The 21,180-nt window shown below is 67.3% G+C and carries 17 protein-coding genes and 2 pseudogenes; 6 read left to right on the top strand and 13 right to left on the bottom strand.

From position 1 onward, the window contains the following. Position 1: 1 nt before the first annotated feature. The 12 genes and pseudogenes from HV701_RS05225 to HV701_RS05175 form a co-directional block, all read right to left on the bottom strand. Positions 2 to 1,156, bottom strand: coding sequence for a polysaccharide biosynthesis/export family protein (locus tag HV701_RS05225; RefSeq protein ID WP_175132015.1), 1,155 nt, complete (start codon positions 1,154 to 1,156; stop codon positions 2 to 4). 38 nt (positions 1,157 to 1,194) lie between these two features. Further along, positions 1,195 to 3,264: pseudogene (locus tag HV701_RS05220) on the bottom strand (glycosyltransferase). After that, positions 3,261 to 5,486: a hypothetical protein gene (locus tag HV701_RS05215; protein ID WP_254595115.1), complete on the bottom strand. Its 2,226-nt coding sequence runs from the start codon at positions 5,484 to 5,486 to the stop codon at positions 3,261 to 3,263. Before HV701_RS05215 ends, HV701_RS05220 begins: the two are co-directional and overlap by 4 nt. Beyond that, positions 5,456 to 5,734, bottom strand: coding sequence for a hypothetical protein (locus HV701_RS26710; RefSeq protein ID WP_254595114.1), 279 nt, complete (start codon positions 5,732 to 5,734; stop codon positions 5,456 to 5,458). Before HV701_RS26710 ends, HV701_RS05215 begins: the two co-directional genes overlap by 31 nt. A 39-nt stretch (positions 5,735 to 5,773) precedes the next feature. Then, a complete protein-coding gene (locus HV701_RS05210; protein WP_175132014.1) occupies positions 5,774 to 7,033 on the bottom strand; it encodes a nucleotide sugar dehydrogenase in 1,260 nt (419 codons plus the stop codon). A 642-nt stretch (positions 7,034 to 7,675) separates the two neighbouring features. Next, the gene (locus HV701_RS05205) at positions 7,676 to 7,894 is read right to left on the bottom strand and encodes an autotransporter outer membrane beta-barrel domain-containing protein (RefSeq protein ID WP_272909523.1); all 219 of its coding nucleotides are present in this window, start codon (positions 7,892 to 7,894) and stop codon (positions 7,676 to 7,678) included. Next, positions 7,885 to 8,094 (bottom strand): annotated as a pseudogene (locus HV701_RS27020) (autotransporter outer membrane beta-barrel domain-containing protein); the annotation flags it as partial. The pseudogene HV701_RS27020 and the gene HV701_RS05205, both read right to left, overlap by 10 nt. 169 nt (positions 8,095 to 8,263) lie before the next feature. Then, positions 8,264 to 8,764, bottom strand: a complete 501-nt coding sequence (locus tag HV701_RS05195; protein WP_175132012.1) for a Dps family protein — start codon at positions 8,762 to 8,764, stop codon at positions 8,264 to 8,266. Positions 8,765 to 8,886: 122 nt separating this feature from the next. Continuing rightward, positions 8,887 to 9,837, bottom strand: a complete 951-nt coding sequence (locus HV701_RS05190; RefSeq protein WP_175132011.1) for a LysR substrate-binding domain-containing protein — start codon at positions 9,835 to 9,837, stop codon at positions 8,887 to 8,889. An 83-nt stretch (positions 9,838 to 9,920) separates the two neighbouring features. Then, complete coding sequence (gene recG, locus HV701_RS05185; protein WP_175132010.1) at positions 9,921 to 12,011, bottom strand: ATP-dependent DNA helicase RecG; 2,091 nt, start codon at positions 12,009 to 12,011, stop codon at positions 9,921 to 9,923. 33 nt (positions 12,012 to 12,044) lie between these two features. Beyond that, entirely contained in the window at positions 12,045 to 12,431 is a 387-nt protein-coding gene (locus tag HV701_RS05180; protein ID WP_175132009.1) for a Rid family detoxifying hydrolase, read from the bottom strand. A gap of 135 nt (positions 12,432 to 12,566) precedes the next feature. Beyond that, positions 12,567 to 13,469 carry a LysR family transcriptional regulator gene (locus HV701_RS05175; protein WP_175132008.1) on the bottom strand — a complete coding sequence of 301 codons (903 nt, stop codon included), beginning with the start codon at positions 13,467 to 13,469 and terminating at the stop codon, positions 12,567 to 12,569. A gap of 92 nt (positions 13,470 to 13,561) precedes the next feature. On the opposite strand from HV701_RS05175, the gene HV701_RS05170 reads away from it, so the two are divergent. Genes HV701_RS05170 through HV701_RS05160 form a run of 3 tightly spaced genes read left to right on the top strand, consistent with a single transcriptional unit; the run spans position 13,562 to position 16,323 of the window. Then, positions 13,562 to 14,920: an acyclic terpene utilization AtuA family protein gene (locus HV701_RS05170; RefSeq protein WP_175132007.1), complete on the top strand. Its 1,359-nt coding sequence runs from the start codon at positions 13,562 to 13,564 to the stop codon at positions 14,918 to 14,920. After that, a complete protein-coding gene (locus tag HV701_RS05165) occupies positions 14,917 to 15,300 on the top strand; it encodes an AtuA-related protein (RefSeq protein ID WP_175132006.1) in 384 nt (127 codons plus the stop codon). Before HV701_RS05170 ends, HV701_RS05165 begins: the two co-directional genes overlap by 4 nt. Before the next feature lie 45 nt (positions 15,301 to 15,345). Continuing rightward, positions 15,346 to 16,323: a Bug family tripartite tricarboxylate transporter substrate binding protein gene (locus HV701_RS05160; protein ID WP_175132005.1), complete on the top strand. Its 978-nt coding sequence runs from the start codon at positions 15,346 to 15,348 to the stop codon at positions 16,321 to 16,323. Positions 16,324 to 16,421: 98 nt separating this feature from the next. Here the strand turns inward: HV701_RS05160 and HV701_RS05155 are convergent, their stop codons facing one another. Further along, the gene (locus tag HV701_RS05155; protein ID WP_175132004.1) at positions 16,422 to 17,198 is read right to left on the bottom strand and encodes a ferredoxin--NADP reductase; all 777 of its coding nucleotides are present in this window, start codon (positions 17,196 to 17,198) and stop codon (positions 16,422 to 16,424) included. Between the two features lie 277 nt (positions 17,199 to 17,475). On the opposite strand from HV701_RS05155, the gene HV701_RS05150 reads away from it, so the two are divergent. From HV701_RS05150 to HV701_RS05140, 3 genes are all read left to right on the top strand, one after another. After that, positions 17,476 to 18,519, top strand: a complete 1,044-nt coding sequence (locus HV701_RS05150) for a Fe(3+) ABC transporter substrate-binding protein (protein WP_175132003.1) — start codon at positions 17,476 to 17,478, stop codon at positions 18,517 to 18,519. A 152-nt stretch (positions 18,520 to 18,671) separates the two neighbouring features. After that, a complete protein-coding gene (locus tag HV701_RS05145; RefSeq protein WP_175132002.1) occupies positions 18,672 to 20,342 on the top strand; it encodes an ABC transporter permease in 1,671 nt (556 codons plus the stop codon). 5 nt (positions 20,343 to 20,347) lie between these two features. Then, positions 20,348 to 21,124, top strand: coding sequence for an ABC transporter ATP-binding protein (locus HV701_RS05140; RefSeq protein ID WP_175132181.1), 777 nt, complete (start codon positions 20,348 to 20,350; stop codon positions 21,122 to 21,124). Positions 21,125 to 21,180: the final 56 nt, after the last annotated feature.

The following is a 21,180-nucleotide window of genomic DNA, read 5'->3' as shown; positions in this document are numbered from 1 at the left end:
GTCACTGGCTGACGCCGCCGGATGAGCCGGAATCCGAGTCGATGGCCCGCGTGGCGCTGAAGCCGGCGCTCATGGTCACGCGGAACGCGGACAGCACCTTCTGCACCTGCGTGAACGGCGCATCCGAGATATAGATCGCCTGGCCTTCATGCACGCTGAATTCGCGCGCCAGCGCCACCTGCTCCGGACGGGTCAGGTCGAACTGGTACACCACCGGCAGCAGGTCCGGCTTGCCGTCCACGCCGGCCTGCGCGGGCGTGAACAGGAACACCGAGCGCGGGTCCGCCGTCTTGTCGTCCAGGCCCCTGGCGTCGGCCAGCGCGTCCAGCACACTGTAGTTGCGCTTGCTGATGGCCACGCGCCCCTGGTTGCCGGCAGCGCCCAGCACCGTCAGGAACTCGCGCGCTTCGTACGCGGTAATGACGTCGCCGGCGCGCAGCAGAATGTCGTTATTCTGGTTGCGGTAGATGTCCGACAGGCGCACCGAGGCCACCTGGTTGTCGCGCCGCAGGCTGATGACGAGCTGTTCGGGATTGGTCTGCACCGGCGCCGCCTGCGCCAGCGCGCTGCTCAGCCGCTGCGAGGTCTGAGTGATCGGATACATGCCAGGCTTGGTCAGGTTGCCCTGCACCGTCACCATCTGCCCACGCGCGTCGGCCACGCGCGTCACGCTGACGTCAGCGCCCACCACCAGCCGGCTCAGGCGCGCCACGATGGCGTCATGCAACTGCGTCAGCGTCATACCGCCGGCCTGGAATTTGCCGAGGATGGGAAAGACGACATTGCCGTTGCGGTCGAGTTGCTGGTTGCCCAGATCGCTCACGCCGGACGGATCCGCCGCGAACACGCCCAGCCCGCCTCGCTCCCAGACCTTGACATTGACGCCGTCGCCTGGAACCAGGCTGTCGAAGCCGGCCTGGGTCAGGTCGCGATAGCGCACGGGAAAATCGGCGACTTCGGGCACCCGGCTCGCGCGCGCAAGCTCGCGCGAGGCCGGCATCACGATCACATCCTTCTCGTCGTGGGCCCCTGTCATCTCGCTCAGCATGGGGCCGGAGCGCGGCAGCTGGCAGCCGCCGAGCATGAGCACGGTAATCAGCAGCAGGGCCGGCGCCGCAAGGCGGCGCGGACCCGCGGCCGGGACAGTCATTTGCATAATTTCCTTTATCTTCAGGACCAGGGTCGGACGCGGCCTCAGGCCTGCATCAGCCGCATCGGCGGCAACTCCATGCTCTCGTCGTTCTCCGACTGCGGCATGAGCGGCATAAGCGGCATGCACAGGCTCAGGAACTTGGCCAGCATGGCCTCCAGCGAGAACAGGGTCTGCGCCCGGTCGCGGCTTTGCGCCTTCAGGCTCGCGTCGGCCCGCACCCGGTCGACGATGGAGACCACCTTGTCGCAGGCCTCGTGCAAGTCCGGATGCTCGACATCGCCCAGCAGGTGTCCGGTCTGGCCTTCCTCGAAACACTCGCCCGCGCCGCCCGCGGGGGTCGACACGACGGGCACGCCGAGCAGCTGGGCTTCGATCAACACGTTGGGCAGGCCTTCGTAGCGCGACAACAGGACCTTGGCATCCATTTGCGAATACCAGTAGCCCACGTGGTTGGACAGGCCGACCAGCAGCAAACGGTCCATTACGCACAACTCCTGCGCCAGCGCCACGATGTTCTCGTGCAGGCGGCCGTCGCCGACGATCACGAAGCGCGCCTGCGGGCGTTGCTTCAGGTAGAGCGCGGCGAGCTTTATCCACAATTGCGGCCGCTTGTCCGGCTCCAGGCGGAACACGCCGCCGATGGTTTCCGTGGCGTCGGCCGTGCTTTCCTGGAAGGCGCGCCATTTTTCCTGATCGGTCTGCGCGGCGTCCGTGGCCAGGTCGGGCACGCCGTTGTACAGCACGTGGAACCGCACGATGGGAATGCCGAGCCAGTCGGCGTAGGCCTCGGCGGCCTTGCGGCTGTTGCTGACGAAGTGCACCCCGGGCACCTGCGCCAGCGCCTGGTACAGCTCGGGATACTCTTCGCGGAAGCGGTCCTTGCGGATGTTCGGCGGCAGGCCGCGGAACACCAGATGGATGGTCGGCGCCCCGGCCAGCAAAGCCGCCAGCGCACCGAACAGGCAGGTGCCATCCTGCCACAGGCTCACCACATCGAACGTGTTCGCGCGCAGCACAGGCGCCAGCCGCGTCACGCCATAGTGGACCGGCGGCGGCAGCTTTTCCAGCAGGCGCCCCAGGCTGCCGTCCGGCACGGTCTGGTGCGCCACCGAGATCGCCGGCAGCTTGTTGATCTCCGTGACCGGAATGCGCGCCTTGACCAGCACCGACAGGAAGAAGTCCAGGCCCTGCTTTTTGCTGGAACCGGCCGGCTCGCTGTGCTGCTTGACCAGCACTTCGACCTTCTCCGGCTTCATCGGCGCATCGGCCGGGCGCGGGTCGGGCGTGTCCGCCATGCGCGCCAGTTCCCCGGCCAGCCGCGTCAGTTGCCGCTCAGCCCCGCCGGGGCCAAGGCTGCCCGTCACCAGCGCAACCGAGACCGGCTTGTCGGGCGAATACTCCGGGATCTGCCGGTTGCGGAAATGCAGGATGGCATGCTTCATCGACACGATCCGGATGTCCTTGCCGGCCAGCGCGGTTTCAGGCTCCAGGCGCTGGTAGAAGGCATAGTCGCTGGCCAGGCCATCGGCCAATTCCGCCGCCTTGCTGCCCGGCGCAAGGTGCTTGGCCACCGGCGCGATCACCTCGAAGGCATCGGCCAGCAAGCCGCGCTTGCGCAGGCGCTTGGCAAACTCGACGCGGATGTTGCGGTCCGTGTGCTGCAGGATCAGCCGGCGGAACAGCTCGTCCGACTGCTCGTACGCCCGGATATCGCTCAACAGCTTGGCGCGGGCGAACAGCCGCTACGGGTTGTCGGTGGACTCGGGCAGGTGCCGCTCGACCAGCGCCAGGGCGTCCTCGACACGGCGCTCCTTGACCAGACGGGTCGCGCAGTAACGGACGATCTCCAGGTCATCGGGGCATTCGCGCAACAGCGTGGCCCACTGTTCGGACATCCCCTCGTTCAGGCCGGCCGCCTCTTTCAACCTGAGCAGCAGGAAGCGGACCTTGGAGTCGGCCATATGGCCGCGCGCCAGCGCCTGCGCCTCGGCCAGATTCTCCTGCGCGACCTGGACCCGCCCCGACGCCGCGACGATCTCCTCCAGCCTGGCCTGCACCTGCGCCAGGTCGGACGCGGCGGGCTTGCGTTCGGTAGTCAGCGGCGGGTTCATGCGGCCTTCCTGCGATTGGCCTTGTCGATCCACACTTGGCAGCGCTGGATGTAGTGGTCGTACTGGGCCGGATTGTCCGAACGTTCCTGCAGCGCCCCCCAGTACGGCAAGGCCTGCTCGAAGCGGTGCAGGCGCATGGCGCCGACGGCGGCCAGGCGCAGGCCGATGGGATCGTCGGGCACCAGCTGCAGGATCCGCTCGCCCAGCGCCAGCCGCTCGCTGGTGCTCGACGCATCCAGCGCGCGCGATTCCGCGTACAGCACGGCGAGGATGCGCCGCTTCTCGTGCTCCACTTCCGTCATCTGCGGCCAGGACTGCGCGACGCGTTCGAGCAGGTTCCAGGCCGCCTTGGGATCGCCGGCCGACAGGATTTCCCGGGCGCCGCGGATGGCGCGTGGGCCGAGCCTGCCGAGCTGGCGCTCGGCCTCGTCCTTGGCGCTCTGGTCGGCCGAGGCATGCGCCAGGACCATCTTGTAGGCATCGATGGCCTCGCCGAACCAGCCGCCGTTGAATGCAACCCGGGCGAAGTGCAGCTGGGTGCTGAACGGCGCGGATTCGTTGGCGGCCGCCTGTTCCAGGTGCCGCATGGCGGTCTGCTTGTCGCCCAGCGCATCGGCCGCGCGGCCACGCATGGCGTGCAGCTCGGGAAATTCGACCTGGGTATCGAGCGCGATGTCGGTCAGGTCGATCACTTCCTTGTGATTGCCCGCCACCAGCGCGGCCCGCACCCCCAGGCGCATCGCGCGCTCGAAGGCGCGCTGGGCGCGCACGCCGGCCAGGGCATCGGGGTTAAGCAGGCGATGCGCGCAGATGCGCTCGGCGGCATCGCGCAGGCGGCCCTCCTCCAGCGCCTGCGCGCCCTCCTCGGCCCACGCCGCGGACTGCCCGCGCAACCACGCGGCAATGTCTTCCTGCTCGCTGTCGGCCAATTTGCACGACACGGCCAGCGCGGCGGCGGCCATGATGCAGCCGCGCCAGGTGGCTTCCTTGACCAGCTCCAACGCCTCGACATCCTTGAGCGCGGGCGCTTCCGACGCCAGTGCGCGCAGCCCCGGCCGGTCACCGGCGATCAGGCGGTCGCGCCACAGCACCGCGAAGCAGCGGCCGTGCGACGGGATGGCGGCGCGCACTTCATGGACCCAGCGCAAGATGGCCTCCATGTCGCTGCCGGCCTGCAGCAGCGAGAGCACCGTATCGGCCGCTTCCGTGGCGGTGGCGTCCTGCGGCGGAGAAATGCGGAACAGTTGCTTCCAGTTGCCCAGGGCCTCGTCCACGAAGCCCAGGTGCCCGGCCGAAATCGCCGCGATGCGCACGATCTCCGGCGTCTCGATCTCGTCGCCCAGCAGGCCGGCGGCCAGCGAATGCGCCGCCTCGTATTGGCCAAGCCTGAACTGGTTGCGCATCAGGATCTGCTCGGCCTTGCTGCCCGTGGCCAGCGCGCCGTCGGCGCCGCCGAGCAGCGCCAGCGATCCTTCGTAGTCGCCCAGTTCTTCCTGGATGCGCGCGAACAGCAGCGTGTGGTCGGGCAGGCCCGGATGGCGGCGCAGCACGTCGCGCAGGCGGCGCGAGGCTTCGCGCAGCTCGCCAGCGTCCCAGAGCTTCTCGATGCGCTCGGCGCTTTCGTCGGCGCCCAGTTTGGGCACGGAGGACTGCGGCGCGGCATTGCTCATGCGTGGCCGCACGAAGGCCTTGTACCACTCCGTGTACAGCCGCTCGGCGAACAGCGCGGTGTAGTGGGTCAGGTCCAGGCCGCCGTCTTCCATGGCCTCGGCCTGGCCGATCTTGTTCATCAACGGCGTCGGGTCATAGCAGGGAACGCCCAGGCGTTGTGCGCTCGCGCTCACCGCCGCAATCAGTTGCGCCCGCTGCTCGATCGGCACATTGTCGGGCGTCACGGCATTGACGTGCGTGACGAACACGACCTTGTCCCGCCCCAGCAGATCGCCCAGCGCATGCATCTGCTGCTCGATCTCTTCGTCCGTCTGCTCGCGCTTGACGATGCGGGCCAGCAGATCGCGATTGTCCGCCGACAGGCTCTTGAAGACCGGGTCCTGGTCCAGCCAGGCGCGCCTTTCGGCCAGCCGCTCGTCGCTGGCCTGGGACCAGAACGCGCGGGTGCGCGCGCGGTCGGCGAAGAATTCGCTGAAATAGCGCACCAGGTAATTGGACTGGATCGGATAGCCGTCGACGGTCAGCAGCTTGCGCGAAGACAGCTCGACCATGTACACGGCTTGTGCACGCCACGGCGGGCCTGCTCGCCATTCGACGGGCGGAAAATCACGCGCTGCACGTCAACGGGAATCTCGGCCTGGCCGAACATGAAGCGGGCCTGCTGCAGCGCCTCGGCGCTGGTATGCACGAAACCGTAATTGCGGCCGAGCTGTTGCTTGATCGGATAGCGTCCCACGGCATCGCGCAGCGGCGTGTGGATGCGGCAGGTGCCAATCGGAGCGATGGTAAAGGCGGTCATTCCGGGCCTCTCCTGGGTTGATGGGTTGCGGGCCTGGACTCAGAGCGTCCAGTACAAGAGGTCGGACGGCAGGCGGCGGCTATCGAGCACGGACTTCAGGTCACACACCATGCCACCGGCCTTGACCAGCGCGGGCAAGTCTTCCCAGATGCTGTCCATGGTTTCGCGGTGCGGCACCGCCAGGATCAGCACGTCCATGTCGCGGAACTGGTCGCGGTCCACCAGACTGATGCCGTACTCGTGCCGCATCTGGTCGGCGTCGACCATCGGGTCGCAGGCCACTGGCGTGATGCCGTAATCGCCGAGCGCGTGATACAGGTCCACCACCTTCGAGTTGCGGATATCCGGCACGTTTTCCTTGAACGTCATGCCCAGGATGCCGACCCGGGTCGAGGCGTTCAGGCGGCCGTTGCGGGCCAGGGTCTGCACCACCCGCGAGGCGACGTGGCTGGCCATGCCGTCGTTGATGCGGCGGCCCGACAGGATCACTTCGGGGTGGTAGCCCAACTCCTGCGCCTTGGAGGTCAGGTAATACGGGTCCACGCCGATGCAGTGGCCGCCGACCAGGCCGGGCGTGAACTTGAGGAAGTTCCACTTGGTGCCCGCGGCCGCCAGCACTTCCGCGGTGCGGATGCCGACCAGGTCGCAGATCTTGGACATCTCGTTCATCAGCGCGATATTGATGTCGCGCTGCGTGTTTTCGAGCACCTTGGCCGCTTCTGCCACCTTGATCGACGAGGCGCGATGCACGCCCGCCTCGATGATCTGCTCGTACACGCCCGCGATGACCTCCAGCGATGCCGCGTCCTGGCCGGACACGATCTTGACGATCTTCTCCAGCGGATGCTCGCGATCGCCCGGGTTGATGCGCTCGGGGCTGTAGCCGAGCTTGAAGTCGATACCGCAACGCAGGCCCGACGCCTTTTCCAGCTCGGGGCCGCAGATCTCCTCGGTGGCGCCGGGGTGCACCGTGGATTCGAACACCACAATGCAGCCGGGGCGCAGCACCGGGCCGATCGAACGGCAGGCGCGCACCAGCAGGGAAAAATCGGGATTGTTCTTTTCATCGACCGGCGTCGGCACGGCGACCACAAAGAAATCGCAGCCGTCCAGCTCGCTCACCTGGTCGGTGAACAGCATGGGGGACGCCAGCAATGCATCACGCTCGATTTCGCCGGTCCAATCCTCTCCCTGTTTCAGGCTGGCGATCCGCCGCTTGTCCACATCGAATCCGACTACATCAAAACGCCTGGAAAATGCCACGGCCACGGGCAGGCCGACATATCCAAGACCGCACACTGCGATTCTCTTTACCAAGGGGGACCTCACTGTTTTCGTCGTGTCGAAGACACTAGAAACCGACACCCAGGAACCGGGAAGCCATGCCGCGATCAAATGGCTTATTCCCGCCTGAGGCAGACGCGTTACTCAAAATTGATTACAACTTGATACCCCGTCATACGTAGGGGTAGCGAGCCACCGAATCGTAGGCCGCGTACACAGCAAATTTTTTTCTAAAAGTTTTCGTTGCTGTGGAAATAAGTCGCCGCGTTCGTAATAAACGTGGGGAAATCCCTCAAATAATCTCTTTTCCCATACAACTTGAAATAACTGAGATTGTTTGTCTTGTTAGCAGATATATAAAGTCGTTTTCGTATCTTGGTTTAATCAAACTGCAAGGAATGAGTATTCGCCTGGAATATCTATGGACGTCCAGGGGAAATGTCTTTATTGCAATGTCAAGACACGGATGACGCGCTGAATACCCGGAAATATCATGTTAGGCGCGCCCCTGGAAAATCCCTGCGGTGCGCTGCGGCCCGCGGATGACACGAGCGGCCTGGCCTGGATGCGGCGCAGCCCCGGGGTGGTCCGCATGCGATTCATCATCGCACGCGGACCACCCCGGGGCTTGCGTCATGCCCTGCGTGGAAGCGGTGCTCAGAAGCGGAATTTCACGTTCAGCGAGCCCTGCGTGTCACGGAACCCCAGGCTGCCCTGCTGCCGTGTCACACTCGCCGATACGCTCAGGCGTTCACTCAGATTGCCTTCCACGCCTGCCTTCAGTTCCACCACGTTCTTGCTCCCCTGAATCAGGGCCTGGGTGTCATCCATGCTCACGCCATACGCTTTGGGCGTGTGCAGCCAATTCACTTCCAGGAAGGTGTCGGCGGCGCCCTGGCCCAGCGACGGCGCGCTACCGTATTGTTGAAGCGGTTATAGAGCGCCCAACCGTCCAGATACAAGCCGCTGCACGTTTTGGCGTCCTGGCGCCAGGAGCCATACAGGCCCGCGCGGTAACCCCGCACATCGCCGCCGGACTGATAGCCGGAGGGGAGGTCATGACTGCCTATACGAGCACCGGCCGCCGCAGTCCACGGCGGCCGACAAGTTCATCCGGAAATGTGAAAGCAGATGCGGTAGCCACAGGCAGGCGCATCAAGAATTCTAGGCAGGGGGATGGGGGAAAAACGGCCGCGGGCTCGCGCCTGCCAGGCCGCGCCGATGGCGGCGCGGCGCTCGCAATGCTTACTGCAGCAGGCTGCGCAGCATCCAGGCGTTCTTTTCGTGCACGTCCAGGCGCTGCGTCAGCAGGTCGGCGGTCGGCTGGTCGTTGGCGGCGTCGGCCTTCTCGAACGCGGCACGGGCGGTCTTGGCGACCGATTCGTTGGCGCTGACCAGCAGGCGCACCATCTCAAGCGCTTCCGGCACGCTGTCCGGCTCGGCGATGGACGACAGCTTGGCGTACTCGCGGTACGTGCCCGGGGCGTAGTGGCCCAGGGCGCGGATGCGTTCGGCGATGCTGTCCAGCGCGTTCCACGACTCGGTGTACTGGGTCATGAACATCAGGTGCAGCGTGTTGAACATGGGCCCCGTCACGTTCCAATGGAAGTTGTGGGTCATCAGGTACAAGGTGTACGAGTCGGCCAGCAACTTGGACAGCTCATCGGCCACGGCGGCGCGGTCCTTGTCCGAAATGCCGATGTTGATGCGCGGAACGCTGGGGGTCTTCTTGGAGGACTTTGCCATTGCTAGCTCCCTGTGGGTTGGTAGACAAAACTAGGATAACACCGCGGTTGCGGCAATCCGTTGCCGGCGCCGGTCAGCGCGCCACGGTTTGACCGCGCGCAAACCGGCCCGCAATATCGATCTCAGGCCTGCATCGCCGCGGCCTCATCCGACAGCATCCGCACACCCGGCAATTCGCATTCGTAGACAGCCTGCGCCAGCGCCTCGATCGCCGCCAGGCGCGGAAAGCTGCGGCGCCATGCCAGCACCACGCGGCGTTCCGGCACATGGCCTTCGAATGGCAGATAGCGCAGCAAGCTGTTGGCGGGCGGCTGCTCGGGCACGGCCGTGACCGGCAGCACCGTCACGCCGATGCCCGCCGCGACCATGTGGCGGATGGTTTCCAGCGACGAACCCTCGAAGGTGCGCTGGATGCCATCGCTGGCAGCCGAGAAGCGCGACAGCTCCGGACAAACCTCCAGCACCTGGTCGCGGAAACAGTGGCCGCTGCCCAGCAGCAGCATGGTCTGCTGCTTCAGGTCCTGCGCGTCGATCGACGTGCGTTGCGCCAGTTCATGATCCTGCGGCACCGCCACCACGAACGGCTCGTCGTACAGCGGCTGCATCACCAGCCCTGCTTCCGGCAGCGGCAGCGCCATGATGGCGCAATCGATCTCGCCCTGGCGCAGCAGTTCCACCAGCCGCACGGTGAAGTTCTCCTGCAGCAGCAGCGGCATCTGCGGCGTGCGGCCGATCTGCACCGGCACCAGGCGCGGCAGCAGGTACGGGCCGATGGTGTGGATCACGCCGACCCGCAGCGGGCCGGCCAGCGGGTCATGCCCCTGGCGCGCGATCTCCTTGATGCTGGCGCTTTCCTCCAGCACCTTCTGCGCCTGCGCCACGATGCGCTGGCCGATGGGCGTGACGCCCACCTCGGCCCCGCCCCGCTCGAACAGCGTCACGCCGAGTTCGTCCTCGAGCTTGCGGATCGCGACCGACAGCGTGGGCTGGCTGACGAAACAGGCCTCGGCCGCGCGGCCGAAATGGCGTTCGCGGGCCACGGCCACGATGTATTTGAGTTCGGTCAGAGTCATGGTGGACTAGGCCCCCGGGAGTTGCGCGCCGGCACGGCGGACGGCGCAGGAAAAAGGGAATTTCATCATGGCGTGTCCGTCCGCTACGTCCGCAGGAAGTCTTCGCGGCCGCGCATCCAGCGCGCCAGGTGCGCCTGGACGGCGGCGGGATGTTCGGCGCGCAGCCAGACCGCGGCATCGCGCGCCTGCTCGGCGATCTCGGCATCGGTTTCCAGGTCGGCAAAGCGCAGCAGCGCCATGCCCGACTGGCGCGTGCCCAGGAATTCACCGGGGCCGCGCTGTTCCAGGTCGCGGCGCGCGATCTCGAAGCCGTCGGAAGTCTCGAACATGGCGCGCAGGCGCTCGCGCGCCACTTGCGACAGCGGCGTCTGGTAGATCAGCACGCAGACCGATTCGGCGGTGCCGCGCCCTACCCGGCCGCGCAGTTGGTGCAGCTGCGCCAGGCCGAAACGCTCGGCGTGTTCGATCACCATCAGGGAGGCGTTGGGCACGTCCACGCCAACCTCGATCACGGTAGTGGCGACCAGCAGGTCGATCTCGCCTTCGCGAAAGGCCTGCATCACCGCGGCCTTCTCGGCCTGCGGCAGGCGGCCGTGCACCAGGCCGATGCGCAGATCCGGCAGGTCCACCCGCATGCCTTCGTAGGTATCGACCGCGGTCTGCAGCTCCAGGGCCTCGCTTTCCTCGACCAGCGGACAGACCCAATAAGCCTGCTGGCCGCCCCGCGCGGCCTGCGCGATGTGCGCGATGACTTCCTCGCGCCGCGCGTCCGACACCAGCTTGGTCAGCACTGGCGTGCGGCCCGGCGGCAGTTCGTCGATCACCGACACATCCAGGTCGGCGAAGAAGGTCATGGCCAGGGTGCGCGGGATCGGCGTGGCGCTCATGTTGAGCTGGTGCGGCACGATGCGGCCGCGCACGGTTTCGCCCTTGCGCGTCAGCGCCAGACGCTGGCCGACGCCGAAGCGGTGCTGCTCGTCGACGATGGAGAGCCCGAGGCGATGGAATTCGACGTGATCCTGGATCAGGGCCTGGGTGCCCACCACCAACTGCACGCTGCCGTCGGCCGCCGCCGCGGCCGCCTCGCGGCGCGCCTTGGCCGTCAGGCTGCCGCTCAACCAGGCGACATTCACGCCCAGCGGCTGCAGCCACGACACCAGCTTGCGGAAATGCTGCTCGGCCAGGATTTCGGTAGGCGCCATCAGCGCCACCTGCGCGCCGCCGGCGATGGCCTGGGCCGCGGCGATGGCCGCGACCACAGTTTTGCCGCTGCCGACGTCGCCCTGCAACAGGCGGTGCATGGGATACGGCCGTGCCAGATCCGCCGAGATTTCGGCCACCACGCGCTGTTGCGCGCCGGTCAGCTTGAACGGCAGCGCCTGGTACAGCCGCGCCACCAGCCCGCCCGGCTCGTCGCTCGCCGGCAGCGCTTCGGCCTCCTTGACGCGGCGCGCGGCCCGCGCCGCGGCCAGCGACAACTGCTGCGCCAGCAGTTCGTCGAACTTGATTCGGCGCCAGGCCGGATGCACCCGGTCCAGCAGCGCCGCCTCCGATTCCCCCTGCGCGGGGGTATGCAGCGCGCGGATCGCCGGCGCGAAAGGCGGCAGGTCGTAACGCTGCAATGCCTGCGGCGGCAGGGTGTCGGACAGGTCGGCGCGGTCGAGCGCCTGGGCGATGGCGCGCCGCAGCGTCAGCTGCGGCAGGCCTTCGGTAGTGGGATAGACGGGGGTCAGCGCGGTCGGCAGCGGCGCATCGGCATTGGTCAGCCGCGGATGCACCATCTCGCGTCCGAACAGGCCGCCGCGCACTTCGCCGCGCGCGCGCAGGCGCTTGCCGACACTGACCTGCTTCTGCTGGCTGGGGTAGAAATTCAGCCAGCGCAATTGCAATTCGCCGCTGTCGTCGGCCAGGGTGGCGGTGAGCTGGCGCCGCGGCCGGTACAGGACTTCGGATTTGGTGATCTCGCCCTCGACCTGGCCGGCAAAGCCGGGCCGCAACTGGCTGATCGGGATGACGCGGGTTTCGTCTTCATAGCGCAGCGGCAGGTGCAGCACGAAGTCCTCGGGCAGCACCAGACCCAGGTTACGCAGCTTGCGCTCCGTATCCGTCATGGCTTTGCCGGCGCCTTTGGCTTGGGCGCCGGATCGCTTGGTAGCCACGGCCGCGGCCGGCATATGGGATGCCCCTGGCTCGAACGCGCGCTGGCGTTACAGGACCAGGATCGCCTCGACTTCGAACTGCGCGCCCTTGGGCAGGCTGGCCACGCCCACGGTCGAACGGGCCGGGAACGGCTGCGGAATCAGCTCGGCCATGATGGCGTTGGCGGCGGTGAACTTGCCCAGATCGGTCAGGAACAGGGTCAGCTTGACCACGTTGTCGAGCGTGCCGCCGGCCGCCTCGACCACCGCCTTCATGTTGGCGAAGGCCTGGCGCACCTGCGCGTCGAAATTCTCGGACACTAGGTCGCCGGTACCGGGTTCGAGGCCGATCTGGCCGGACAGGTAGACGGTCTTGGTGCCATTGACGGCAACCGCTTGCGAGTAAGGGCCGACGGCGGCGGGCGCGGCGTCGGTATGGATGATTTGCTTGCTCATGGGCGGAATCCTTCTGGTGACGGATAGCTACAACTATCGGATTTTAATCGGCAATAGGGTTTTGCGAAAGGTTCAGGCGAGCCCAGCCGAGTCTTCCATGTTACCCACACTTCGGCGCCGCCTTCCCGCAATTGGTCATCGGAAAGCCGCGCCGATCTCGGCGCGGCTGGCCCACAGCAGGTCATACAGCGCCTGCGCCGCCAGCGGCAGGCTGCGACCCTGGCGCCACACCAGGTACAGCGGCCGCAGCAATGCCTTGCCCGCCAGCGGGACGATGCGCAGGTCCGGGCCGCCAAAATGGAACAGCGTCATCGCGGGCACCACCGCCACGCCCAACCCGGCCCGTACCAATCCGGTAACGGTGGCCAGGTGCTCGACCTCGAACACCGGCGGCGGCGCATCCGCGCCAAACGCCGCGTCCAGGTGCTTGCGCACGCTGCTGTTGCGCGCCAGCTGGATCACCGCGTGCCGCGCCACGTCACGCAGCCGCACCCGCGTCATCGCCGCCAGCGGATGGTCGGCCCGGCACACCAGAAAATAGCGGTCGGCATGCAGGAACTCGCTGTCCAGCTCGCTCATGTCCGGGCGCCGCGAGGCCACCGCAAAATCCACCTGGCCGTCGCGCACCATGTCCAGGCACGGATCGAGCAAGGCGTCGCGCAAGTCCACCGCGATGCCGGGATGCGCGGCGCGGAACCGCGCCAGCAGCGGCGGCAGCCAGCCGGCCGCCAGCGATGGCAGCGCGGCCAGCGCCACCCGGCCGCGGCGGCGGGCGGCGTGATCGCGCAGGTCTTCCATCACCAGGTCCATGTCGGCCAACAGGCGGCGCGCCGACGCGTCCAGCACGCGCCCCTCCGCGGTCAACTCCACATTGCGGGTGGTGCGGTCGAACAGCCGCAGTCCGGCGCTGTCTTCCAGCTGGCGGATCAGCGCGCTGAAGGCTGGCTGGGTCAGGTGGCAGCGCTGGGCGGCGCGGGTGAAGTGCCGCTCGTCGGCCAGGGCCACGAAAGCGCGCAATTGCCGGGCGGATAGATTCATGGGTTTTATGGATTAATTGATCCGATATTTCTATTTTACGGATGATCGGGCGCTGCCTATAGTGGGCCTCCGGCTTTCCCCTGGCGATGTTTATGTCCTCTCGTCCCCTGTTCATCGGCTGCGCTTCCGGTTTTTCCGGCGACCGCAGCGACGGTGCCGCCGCCGTGGTGCGATCCCTGATCGCCCGGGGCGGCGGCACGCTCATCTTCGAAACCCTGGCCGAACGCACCCTGGCGCTGGCGCAACTGGCGCGCAACGCCGATCCGCGCCAGGGCTACGAGCCACTGCTGGACGAACTGGTGGCGCCGGTGCTGGCCGACTGCCTGCGCCACGGCATCGCCATCGTCAGCAATTTCGGCGCCGCCAACCCGGTGGGCGCGGCGCGCCGCATCGCCGAACTGGCCGCGCAGCAGGGCCTGCCGGCCCCGCGCATCGCCGTGGTCCATGGCGATGCGCTCGACACCCCAGCCCAACGCGAACTGTTGCGCCGGCGCCTGGGCGCCGCGCTCGACGGCGTCGACGTGGTCAGCGCCACCGCCTACCTCGGCGCCGCCGAAATCGCCCAGGCCCTGGCCGCGGGCGCGCAGATCGTAGTGGCCGGCCGTGTGGCCGACCCTTCCCTGACGCTGGGGCCGGCTCTGGCCCATTTCGGCTGGCAGTTAGACGATTGGCCGCGCCTGGGCCGCGCCACCATGGCCGGCCACATGCTCGAATGCGGCCTGCAGGTCAGCGGCGGCTATTTCTGCGTGCCCGGACTGAAGGATGTGCCGGACGTTCACGCCGCGGGCTTTCCCATTGCCGAGATCCAGGCCGACGGCGAATTCGTCATCGGCAAAGCCGATGACACCGGCGGCATGGTGGATGCCCGCACGGTCAAGGAACAACTGCTGTACGAAGTCCACGATCCCGCGCGCTACCTGACGCCCGACGTGGTGGCCGACCTGAGCCAGGCGCACGTGGAGGAATTGGGCCGCGATCGCGTGGCGCTGCGCGGCATTACCGGCCACGCGCGGCCGGCCGAACTGAAGGTCAACGTCTGCTACCACGGCGGCTGGCTGGCCGAGGCCGAGATTTCCTACGCTGGCGTGCAGGCCGAAGCGCGCGCGCGCCTGGCCGCCGATATCGTGAATCGGCGCCTGGGCGCCGCGCTGCGCCTGCGCGCCGACCTGATCGGCGCGGTCAGCATTCTCGACAACGACGAAGGCGCCCTGCGCCAGGCTCGCACCGCCGGCCACGCGCGCGACGTGCGCCTGCGGGTGGCCGGCGAGCACGCCAACCGCGCGGTGGCCGAGCGCGTGCTGCGCGAAGTGACCGCGCTCTACACCTGCGGCCCGGCCGGCGGCGGCGGCGTCCGCACCGCGCTGCGCCCGCGCCTGAACATGGTGTCCTGCACCATTCCCCGCGACGCCGTGGCCAGCGGCTGGCGCTTCCTGGACGAGATCTCGCCATGACCGACCCGTTGACCGCCGTTCCCCTGTACCGCCTCGGCCACAGCCGTTCCGGCGACAAGGGCGACACCTCCAACCTCAGCCTCATCGCCTGGGACCCCGAATGCTACGCGGTGCTGGCGGCGCAAGTAACCGAGGCGCGCGTGGCCGACTGGTTCGCCTACCGTCGCCCGGTGCGCGTCACCCGCTATCTCCTGCCCACCCTGCACGCCATGAATTTCGTGCTCGAAGGCGTGCTCGATGGCGGCGTCAATGACGCCCTCAATCTGGACGCCCACGGCAAGAGCCTGTCTTTCCATCTGCTGGACATGACGGTAGCGGTCAGCCCGGCGCTGGCCGCGCGCCTGCCGGACATCGCCGGCGACCCGCCGGCTCCGGCCTGACCCGGTTTCCCCACCACGACAACAACACCCAACAGGAGACACACCATGCGCTTTACCCTCAAGGGCCGGCTGGCCCTGCTGCTGGCGGCCCTGCCGCTGACGGCCCTGGCCCAGGCCAATCCGGCCGCGGACTTCCCCAGCAAACCCATCACCTTCATCGTGCCATTTGCCGCCGGCAGCGCGACTGACCAGATCGGCCGCGCCATCGGCCAGGGCGTCACCGAGCAGACCGGCCAGGCCGTGGTGATCGAGAACAAGCCGGGTGCCAGCGCCATGATCGGCGCCTCGGCCGCCGCCCGCGCGGCCCCGGACGGCTACACCGTCCTCATCACCACCAACACCACCCACGCCGCCAATGAGCACCTGTACAAGACCCTGACCTATCATCCGGTCAAGGACTATGCGCCGATCTCGCTGCTCGGCAAGGGCGGCCAGATCATGGTGGTCAACCCCAGTTCCAGTGCCAAATCGGTGGGCGACTTTCTGGCGCTGGCGCGCCAGTCGCCCGGCAAGCTGAGTTTCGGCAGCGGCAGCTCCAGCAGCCGTATCGCCGGGGAACTGCTGCAGCAGATGGCCGGCGTGCAACTGCTGCATGTGCCCTACAAGAGCAACCCGCTGGCCGTCACCGACCTGCTCGGCGGGCAGATCGACATGATGATCACCGACACCGCTACCGGCCTGCCCCAGGTCAAGTCCGGCAAGCTGCGGGCGCTGGGCGTGACCGGCAAGGCCCGTTCGCCGCTCGCGCCGGATGTGCCCACCATCGCCGAATCGGGCGTGCCGGGCTACGAGATGGGGTACTGGTTCGCGGCCTATGCGCCGGCCGGCACCCCGCCGCAAGTGGTCAAGCGCCTGAATGAGCTGCTGGTCAAGGCCACCCAGACCGCGCCGGCCAAGCAGTTCTATGCCCAGACCGGCACCGACCCGGCCACTTCCACGCCCGACGGACTGGCGCAGTTCCAGCAAGCCGAGTCGAAGAAGTGGGGCGAGATCATCAAGAAGGCCGGCATCCAGCCGGAATGATGCGCCGCCCCGGGCGACCCGCTCGCCCGCGGCACCGGCAAAAAAAATCCCCGTCGCGCACGCGACGGGGATTTTTGCTGGCGCGGACCGGCCGTGCCTTATTTGTCGACGAAGGCGCGCTCGACCACGTAGTCGCCCGGCTGGCCCACACCCGGCGACACCACGAAACCGCGCTTGTCCAGCATGGCGCTGATGTCGGCCAGCATATGCGGGCTGCCGCAGATCATGGCGCGATCGGTTTCAGGGTTGATCTGGGGAATGCCGATGTCCTGGCACAGCTTGCCGTTTTCCATGAGCTCGGTGATACGGCCCTGGTTGCGGAACGGCTCGCGCGTGACGGTCGGGTAATAGACCAGTTTTTCGCGCACCACGTCGCCGAAGAACTCGTTGTTCGGCAATTCGTTTTCGATGAAGTCGGCGTAGGCCAGCTCGCTGACCCAGCGCACGCCGTGCACCAGGATGACCTTGTCGAAGCGCTCGTAGACGTCCGGGTCCTTGATGATGCTCATGAAGGGCGCCAGGCCGGTGCCGGTGCCGAACAGGAACAGGTGCTTGCCCGGCTTGAGGTCGTCCACCACCAACGTGCCGACCGGCTTGCGGCTGACCAGGATGGTGTCGCCTTCCTTCAGGTGCTGCAAGCGCGAGGTCAGCGGACCGTTCTGCACCTTGATGCTGAGGAATTCGAGGTTTTCCTCGTAGTTGGCGCTGGCGATGCTGTAGGCGCGCAGCAACGGCTTGCCTTCGACTTCCAGGCCGATCATGACGAAGTGGCCGTTGTGGAACCGCAGGGCCGCGTCACGCGTGGTGGTAAAGGAAAACAGGGTGTCGTTCCAGTGGTGCACGCTCAGCACGCGCTCGGTATTGAAAGCAGCCATGTCGTATCTAGTAAGGACGCGTCCGGTATTAGGGTTGTCCCTATTCTACAGGGACTCGATGATAATTGCTCTCATTATTCCGTAATACCCTTATGCCGTATTGATGGGGATCAACGGTATCGAATCAAGGTCTTAACTCCAGTCTTACATGTAGTTGAATACGATAAGACTTCCTGTTATCGTGCCGCTCTGACTTGATAATCATTTTCGTTAGCAGACCGTTTTGAGCCGCGGCGGCGTCTGCGCCCACCGCGTTTCCCTTGCCGGAGTTCCCTTCATGTCCATGCGTCCCCAAATGACCACCCTGCTGCGCGCCCTGGCCCTGGCCGGCGCCGCCGCCTTCGCCGTCCCGGCCCATGCGGCCGGCGAAGTCAGCCTCTATACCACCCGGGAACCCAAGCTGATCCAGCCGCTGCTGGACGCCTTCACCAAGGAAAGCGGCATCAAGGTCAACACCGTGTTCGTCAAGGACGGCCTGCTCGAGCGCGTCAAGGCCGAGGGCGCCAAGTCGCCGGCCGACGTGCTCATGACCGTCGATATCGGCAACCTGCTCGACCTGGTCGACGGCGGCGTGACGCAGTCGGTCAAGTCGCAGACACTGGAATCGGTCATCCCCGCCAACCTGCGCGGCGCCGACGGAAAATGGTACGCCCTGTCGCTGCGCGACCGCGTGCTGTACGTCGAAAAGGACCTGAAGCTGGACGCCTTCCGCTACGAAGACCTGGCCGATCCGAAATGGAAGGGCAAGGTTTGCATCCGCTCGGGCCAGCACCCCTACAACACCGCCATGGTCGCCTCCATGATCGCCCATGACGGCGCCGAGGCCACCGAGAAATGGCTGCGCGGCGTCAAGGCCAACCTGGCGCGCAAGGCTGCCGGCGGCGACCGCGATGTGGCCCGCGACATCCTGGGCGGCATCTGCGACATCGGCCTGGCCAACGCCTATTACGTCGGCCACATGAAGAACGCCGAACCCGGCACCGACGCCCGCAAGTGGGGCGACGCCATCAAGGTGGTCCGCCCGACCTTCGCCAACGAGAAGAGCGGCGGCACCCACGTCAATGTCAGCGGCGCGGCGGTCGCGGCCCATGCGCCCAACAAGGCCAATGCCATCAAGCTGCTGGACTTCCTGGTGTCCGAGCCGGCGCAGGCGCTGTACGCGCAGGCCAACTACGAATACCCGGTGCGCAAGGGCGTCAAGCTCGACCCGGTCATCGCCAGCTTCGGCGAACTGAAGGTCGATCCCCTGCCCCTGACCGAGATCGCCAAGTACCGCAAGCAAGCCAGTGAACTGGTGGACAAGGTCGGTTTCGACAACTGACACGCGGCAGGACGGCGCCAGACGGCGCCGTCTCGCGGCATTCAGGCCTGCCCCTGCCCGCCCGGAAAATCCCGGGCCGGGCGGCGGCAGGCCTTGACGCTACTATAGGCGCCGCCCACGTGGCGTCTTCCTCGCTGCAATTTTCCCGAAGCATGCATACAGATTCCCTGCCCCGGCCGTTACGTTTGCGCTGGGCTGAACGCGGTACCGGCTGGCTGGCCGGCGCCACCCTGATCGGCCTGGCGGTGCTGGCACCGGTATTGACCCTGGTCTGGTGGGCGCTGGGCGGCGACCTGTCGCATTGGCAGCACCTGGCCACCTACGTCCTGCCGCAGGCACTGGCCAACACCGCCGCGCTGCTGGCCGGCGTCGGCGTGCTGGTGACCCTGCTGGGCACCGGCGCGGCCTGGCTGGTGACGGCATACGAATTCCCGACGCGGCGCGCGCTGACGTGGGCGCTGCTGCTGCCGCTGGCGGTGCCCACCTACATCATCGCCTTCGCCTATCTCGACCTGCTGCACCCGATCGGCCCGGTCCAGGGCGCCGTCCGCGCGCTGCTCGGCTACGACAGCCCGCGCCAGTTCCGCCTGCCCGACCTGCGCTCGATCTACGGCGCCATCTTCGTGCTGGGCTTCGTGCTGTATCCCTACGTATACCTGAGCACCCGCGTCATGTTCATGACGCAGGCCGCCAGCCTGCTGGAAGCGGCGCGCACGCTGGGCGCCGGCCGCTACGCCGTGTTCTTCCGGGTGGCGCTGCCGCTGGCGCGTCCGGCCATCGTGGTCGGCGTCAGCCTGGCGCTGCTGGAAACCCTGAACGATATCGGCGCCTCGGAATTCCTGGGCGTGCAGACGCTGACCGTGTCGGTCTACACCACCTGGGTCACGCGCTCGGACCTGGCCGGGGCGGCGCAGATCGCGCTGACCATGCTGGCCATCGTCATCGGCCTGATCCTGCTGGAACGCCATGGCCGCAAGCGCCAGCGCTACGCCAACACCCAGCGCATGCGGCCGATGCAGCCGCGCCCGCTGCGCGGCCCGGCCGCGCTGCTGGCGCTGGTGCTGGGCTGGATTCCCGTGCTGGTGGGCTTCGTCGCGCCGGCCCTGTACCTGGTGGTCGAAACCTACAAGCGCCTGCACCTGGTGGGCGGCGTCTCCAACCAACTGCTCAACGGGCTCGGCAATACGTTGATCGTGGCCTTCAGCGCCACGCTCGTCACCCTGCTCTGCGGCCTGGTGGTGGCGTGGGCCGGCCGCACGCTGCGTGAAAGCGCCGGCTTCAATCCCGGACGCGCCTGCGCGCGCGTCGCCAGTCTGGGCTATGCCGTGCCCGGCACCGTGCTGGCCATCGGCCTGCTGACGCCCTTCGTCTGGATCGACACCGCCGTGGCCACCGTGTTCGGCGGCAATGGCCTGTTCCTGATGGGCTCGATGGCGGCGCTGGTCTGCGCCTATGTCATCCGCTTCCTGGCCATCTCCACCGGCGCGTTGGAAGCCGGGCTGGCGCGTATCCCGCCCTCCCTGGAACAGGCCTCGCGACTGCTGGGCGAGAGCTCGGCCGGCACCTTGCGCCGCGTCCACCTGCCGTTGCTGCGCCCGGCGCTGGCGGCCAGCGCCCTGCTGGTGTTCGTCGATGCCATGAAGGAATTGCCGGCCACGCTGCTGCTGCGGCCCATGAATTTCGACACCCTCGCCACCTGGCTCTATGCCGAGGCGGCGCGAGGGACCTATGAAGAAGGCGCCGTGGCCGCGCTGGCCATCGTGCTGGCCGGCCTGCTGCCCGTCATTCTGCTGGCCCGCACCAATCTGAAAATGGGACATTGAACATCGTGCCCGATCTGCTCGAACTCGATCATCTCTCGCTGGCCTACGACACCCCCAAGGGCCTGCGGCCCGTGGTGCAGGACCTGACGCTGGGCCTGCCCGCCGGCCATATCGGCTGCCTGCTGGGCGAATCCGGCTGCGGCAAGACCACGGTGCTGCGCGCCATCGCCGGCTTCGAACCGGTGCGCGCCGGCCGCATCCTGCTCGATGGCATGGTCATCTCCTCGCCCACTGAACAGGTCGCCCCGGAAAAGCGCCGGGTAGGCATGATGTTCCAGGATTACGCGCTGTTTCCGCACCTGTCGGTGGCGCAGAACGTGGCCTTCGGCCTGCGCCGCCTGGAACGCGCCGAACGCGCCCGCCGGGTCGAGGAAATGCTGGCGCTGGTCGGCCTGGCGCATGTCGCCCAGAGCTATCCGCACGAGATCTCCGGCGGCCAGCAGCAACGCGTGGCGCTGGCGCGCGCCCTGGCGCCCTCGCCCGACCTGCTGCTGCTGGACGAGCCATTCTCGAACCTGGACGTGGACACCCGCGAGCGCCTGGCATTCGAGGTGCGCGAGATCCTCAAGGCCACCGGCCACACCGCCATTCTTGTCACGCACAACCAGGCCGAGGCCTTCGCCATCGCCGATCGCATCGGCGTCATGACGGCCGGGCGCGTCGCGCAATGGGACACGCCCTACAACCTGCATCATCACCCGGCCGACGACTTCGTGCGCGACTTCATCCGCCGCGAAGCGCTGGTCGAGCAGCGCGAACAGGTGTTCGCGCGCGGCCGTTGAGCCACCGGCCCGGGATCGGCGCGCCCGCGGCGCGGCCGGGGCCCGCAGTGACCACG

It is taken from the genome of Achromobacter pulmonis (assembly GCF_902859765.1).
GTDB lineage: Bacteria > Pseudomonadota > Gammaproteobacteria > Burkholderiales > Burkholderiaceae_B > Achromobacter > Achromobacter pulmonis.
Note: the sequence above shows the minus strand (reverse complement) of the source record. Positions and strands in the feature narration are given on the sequence as shown.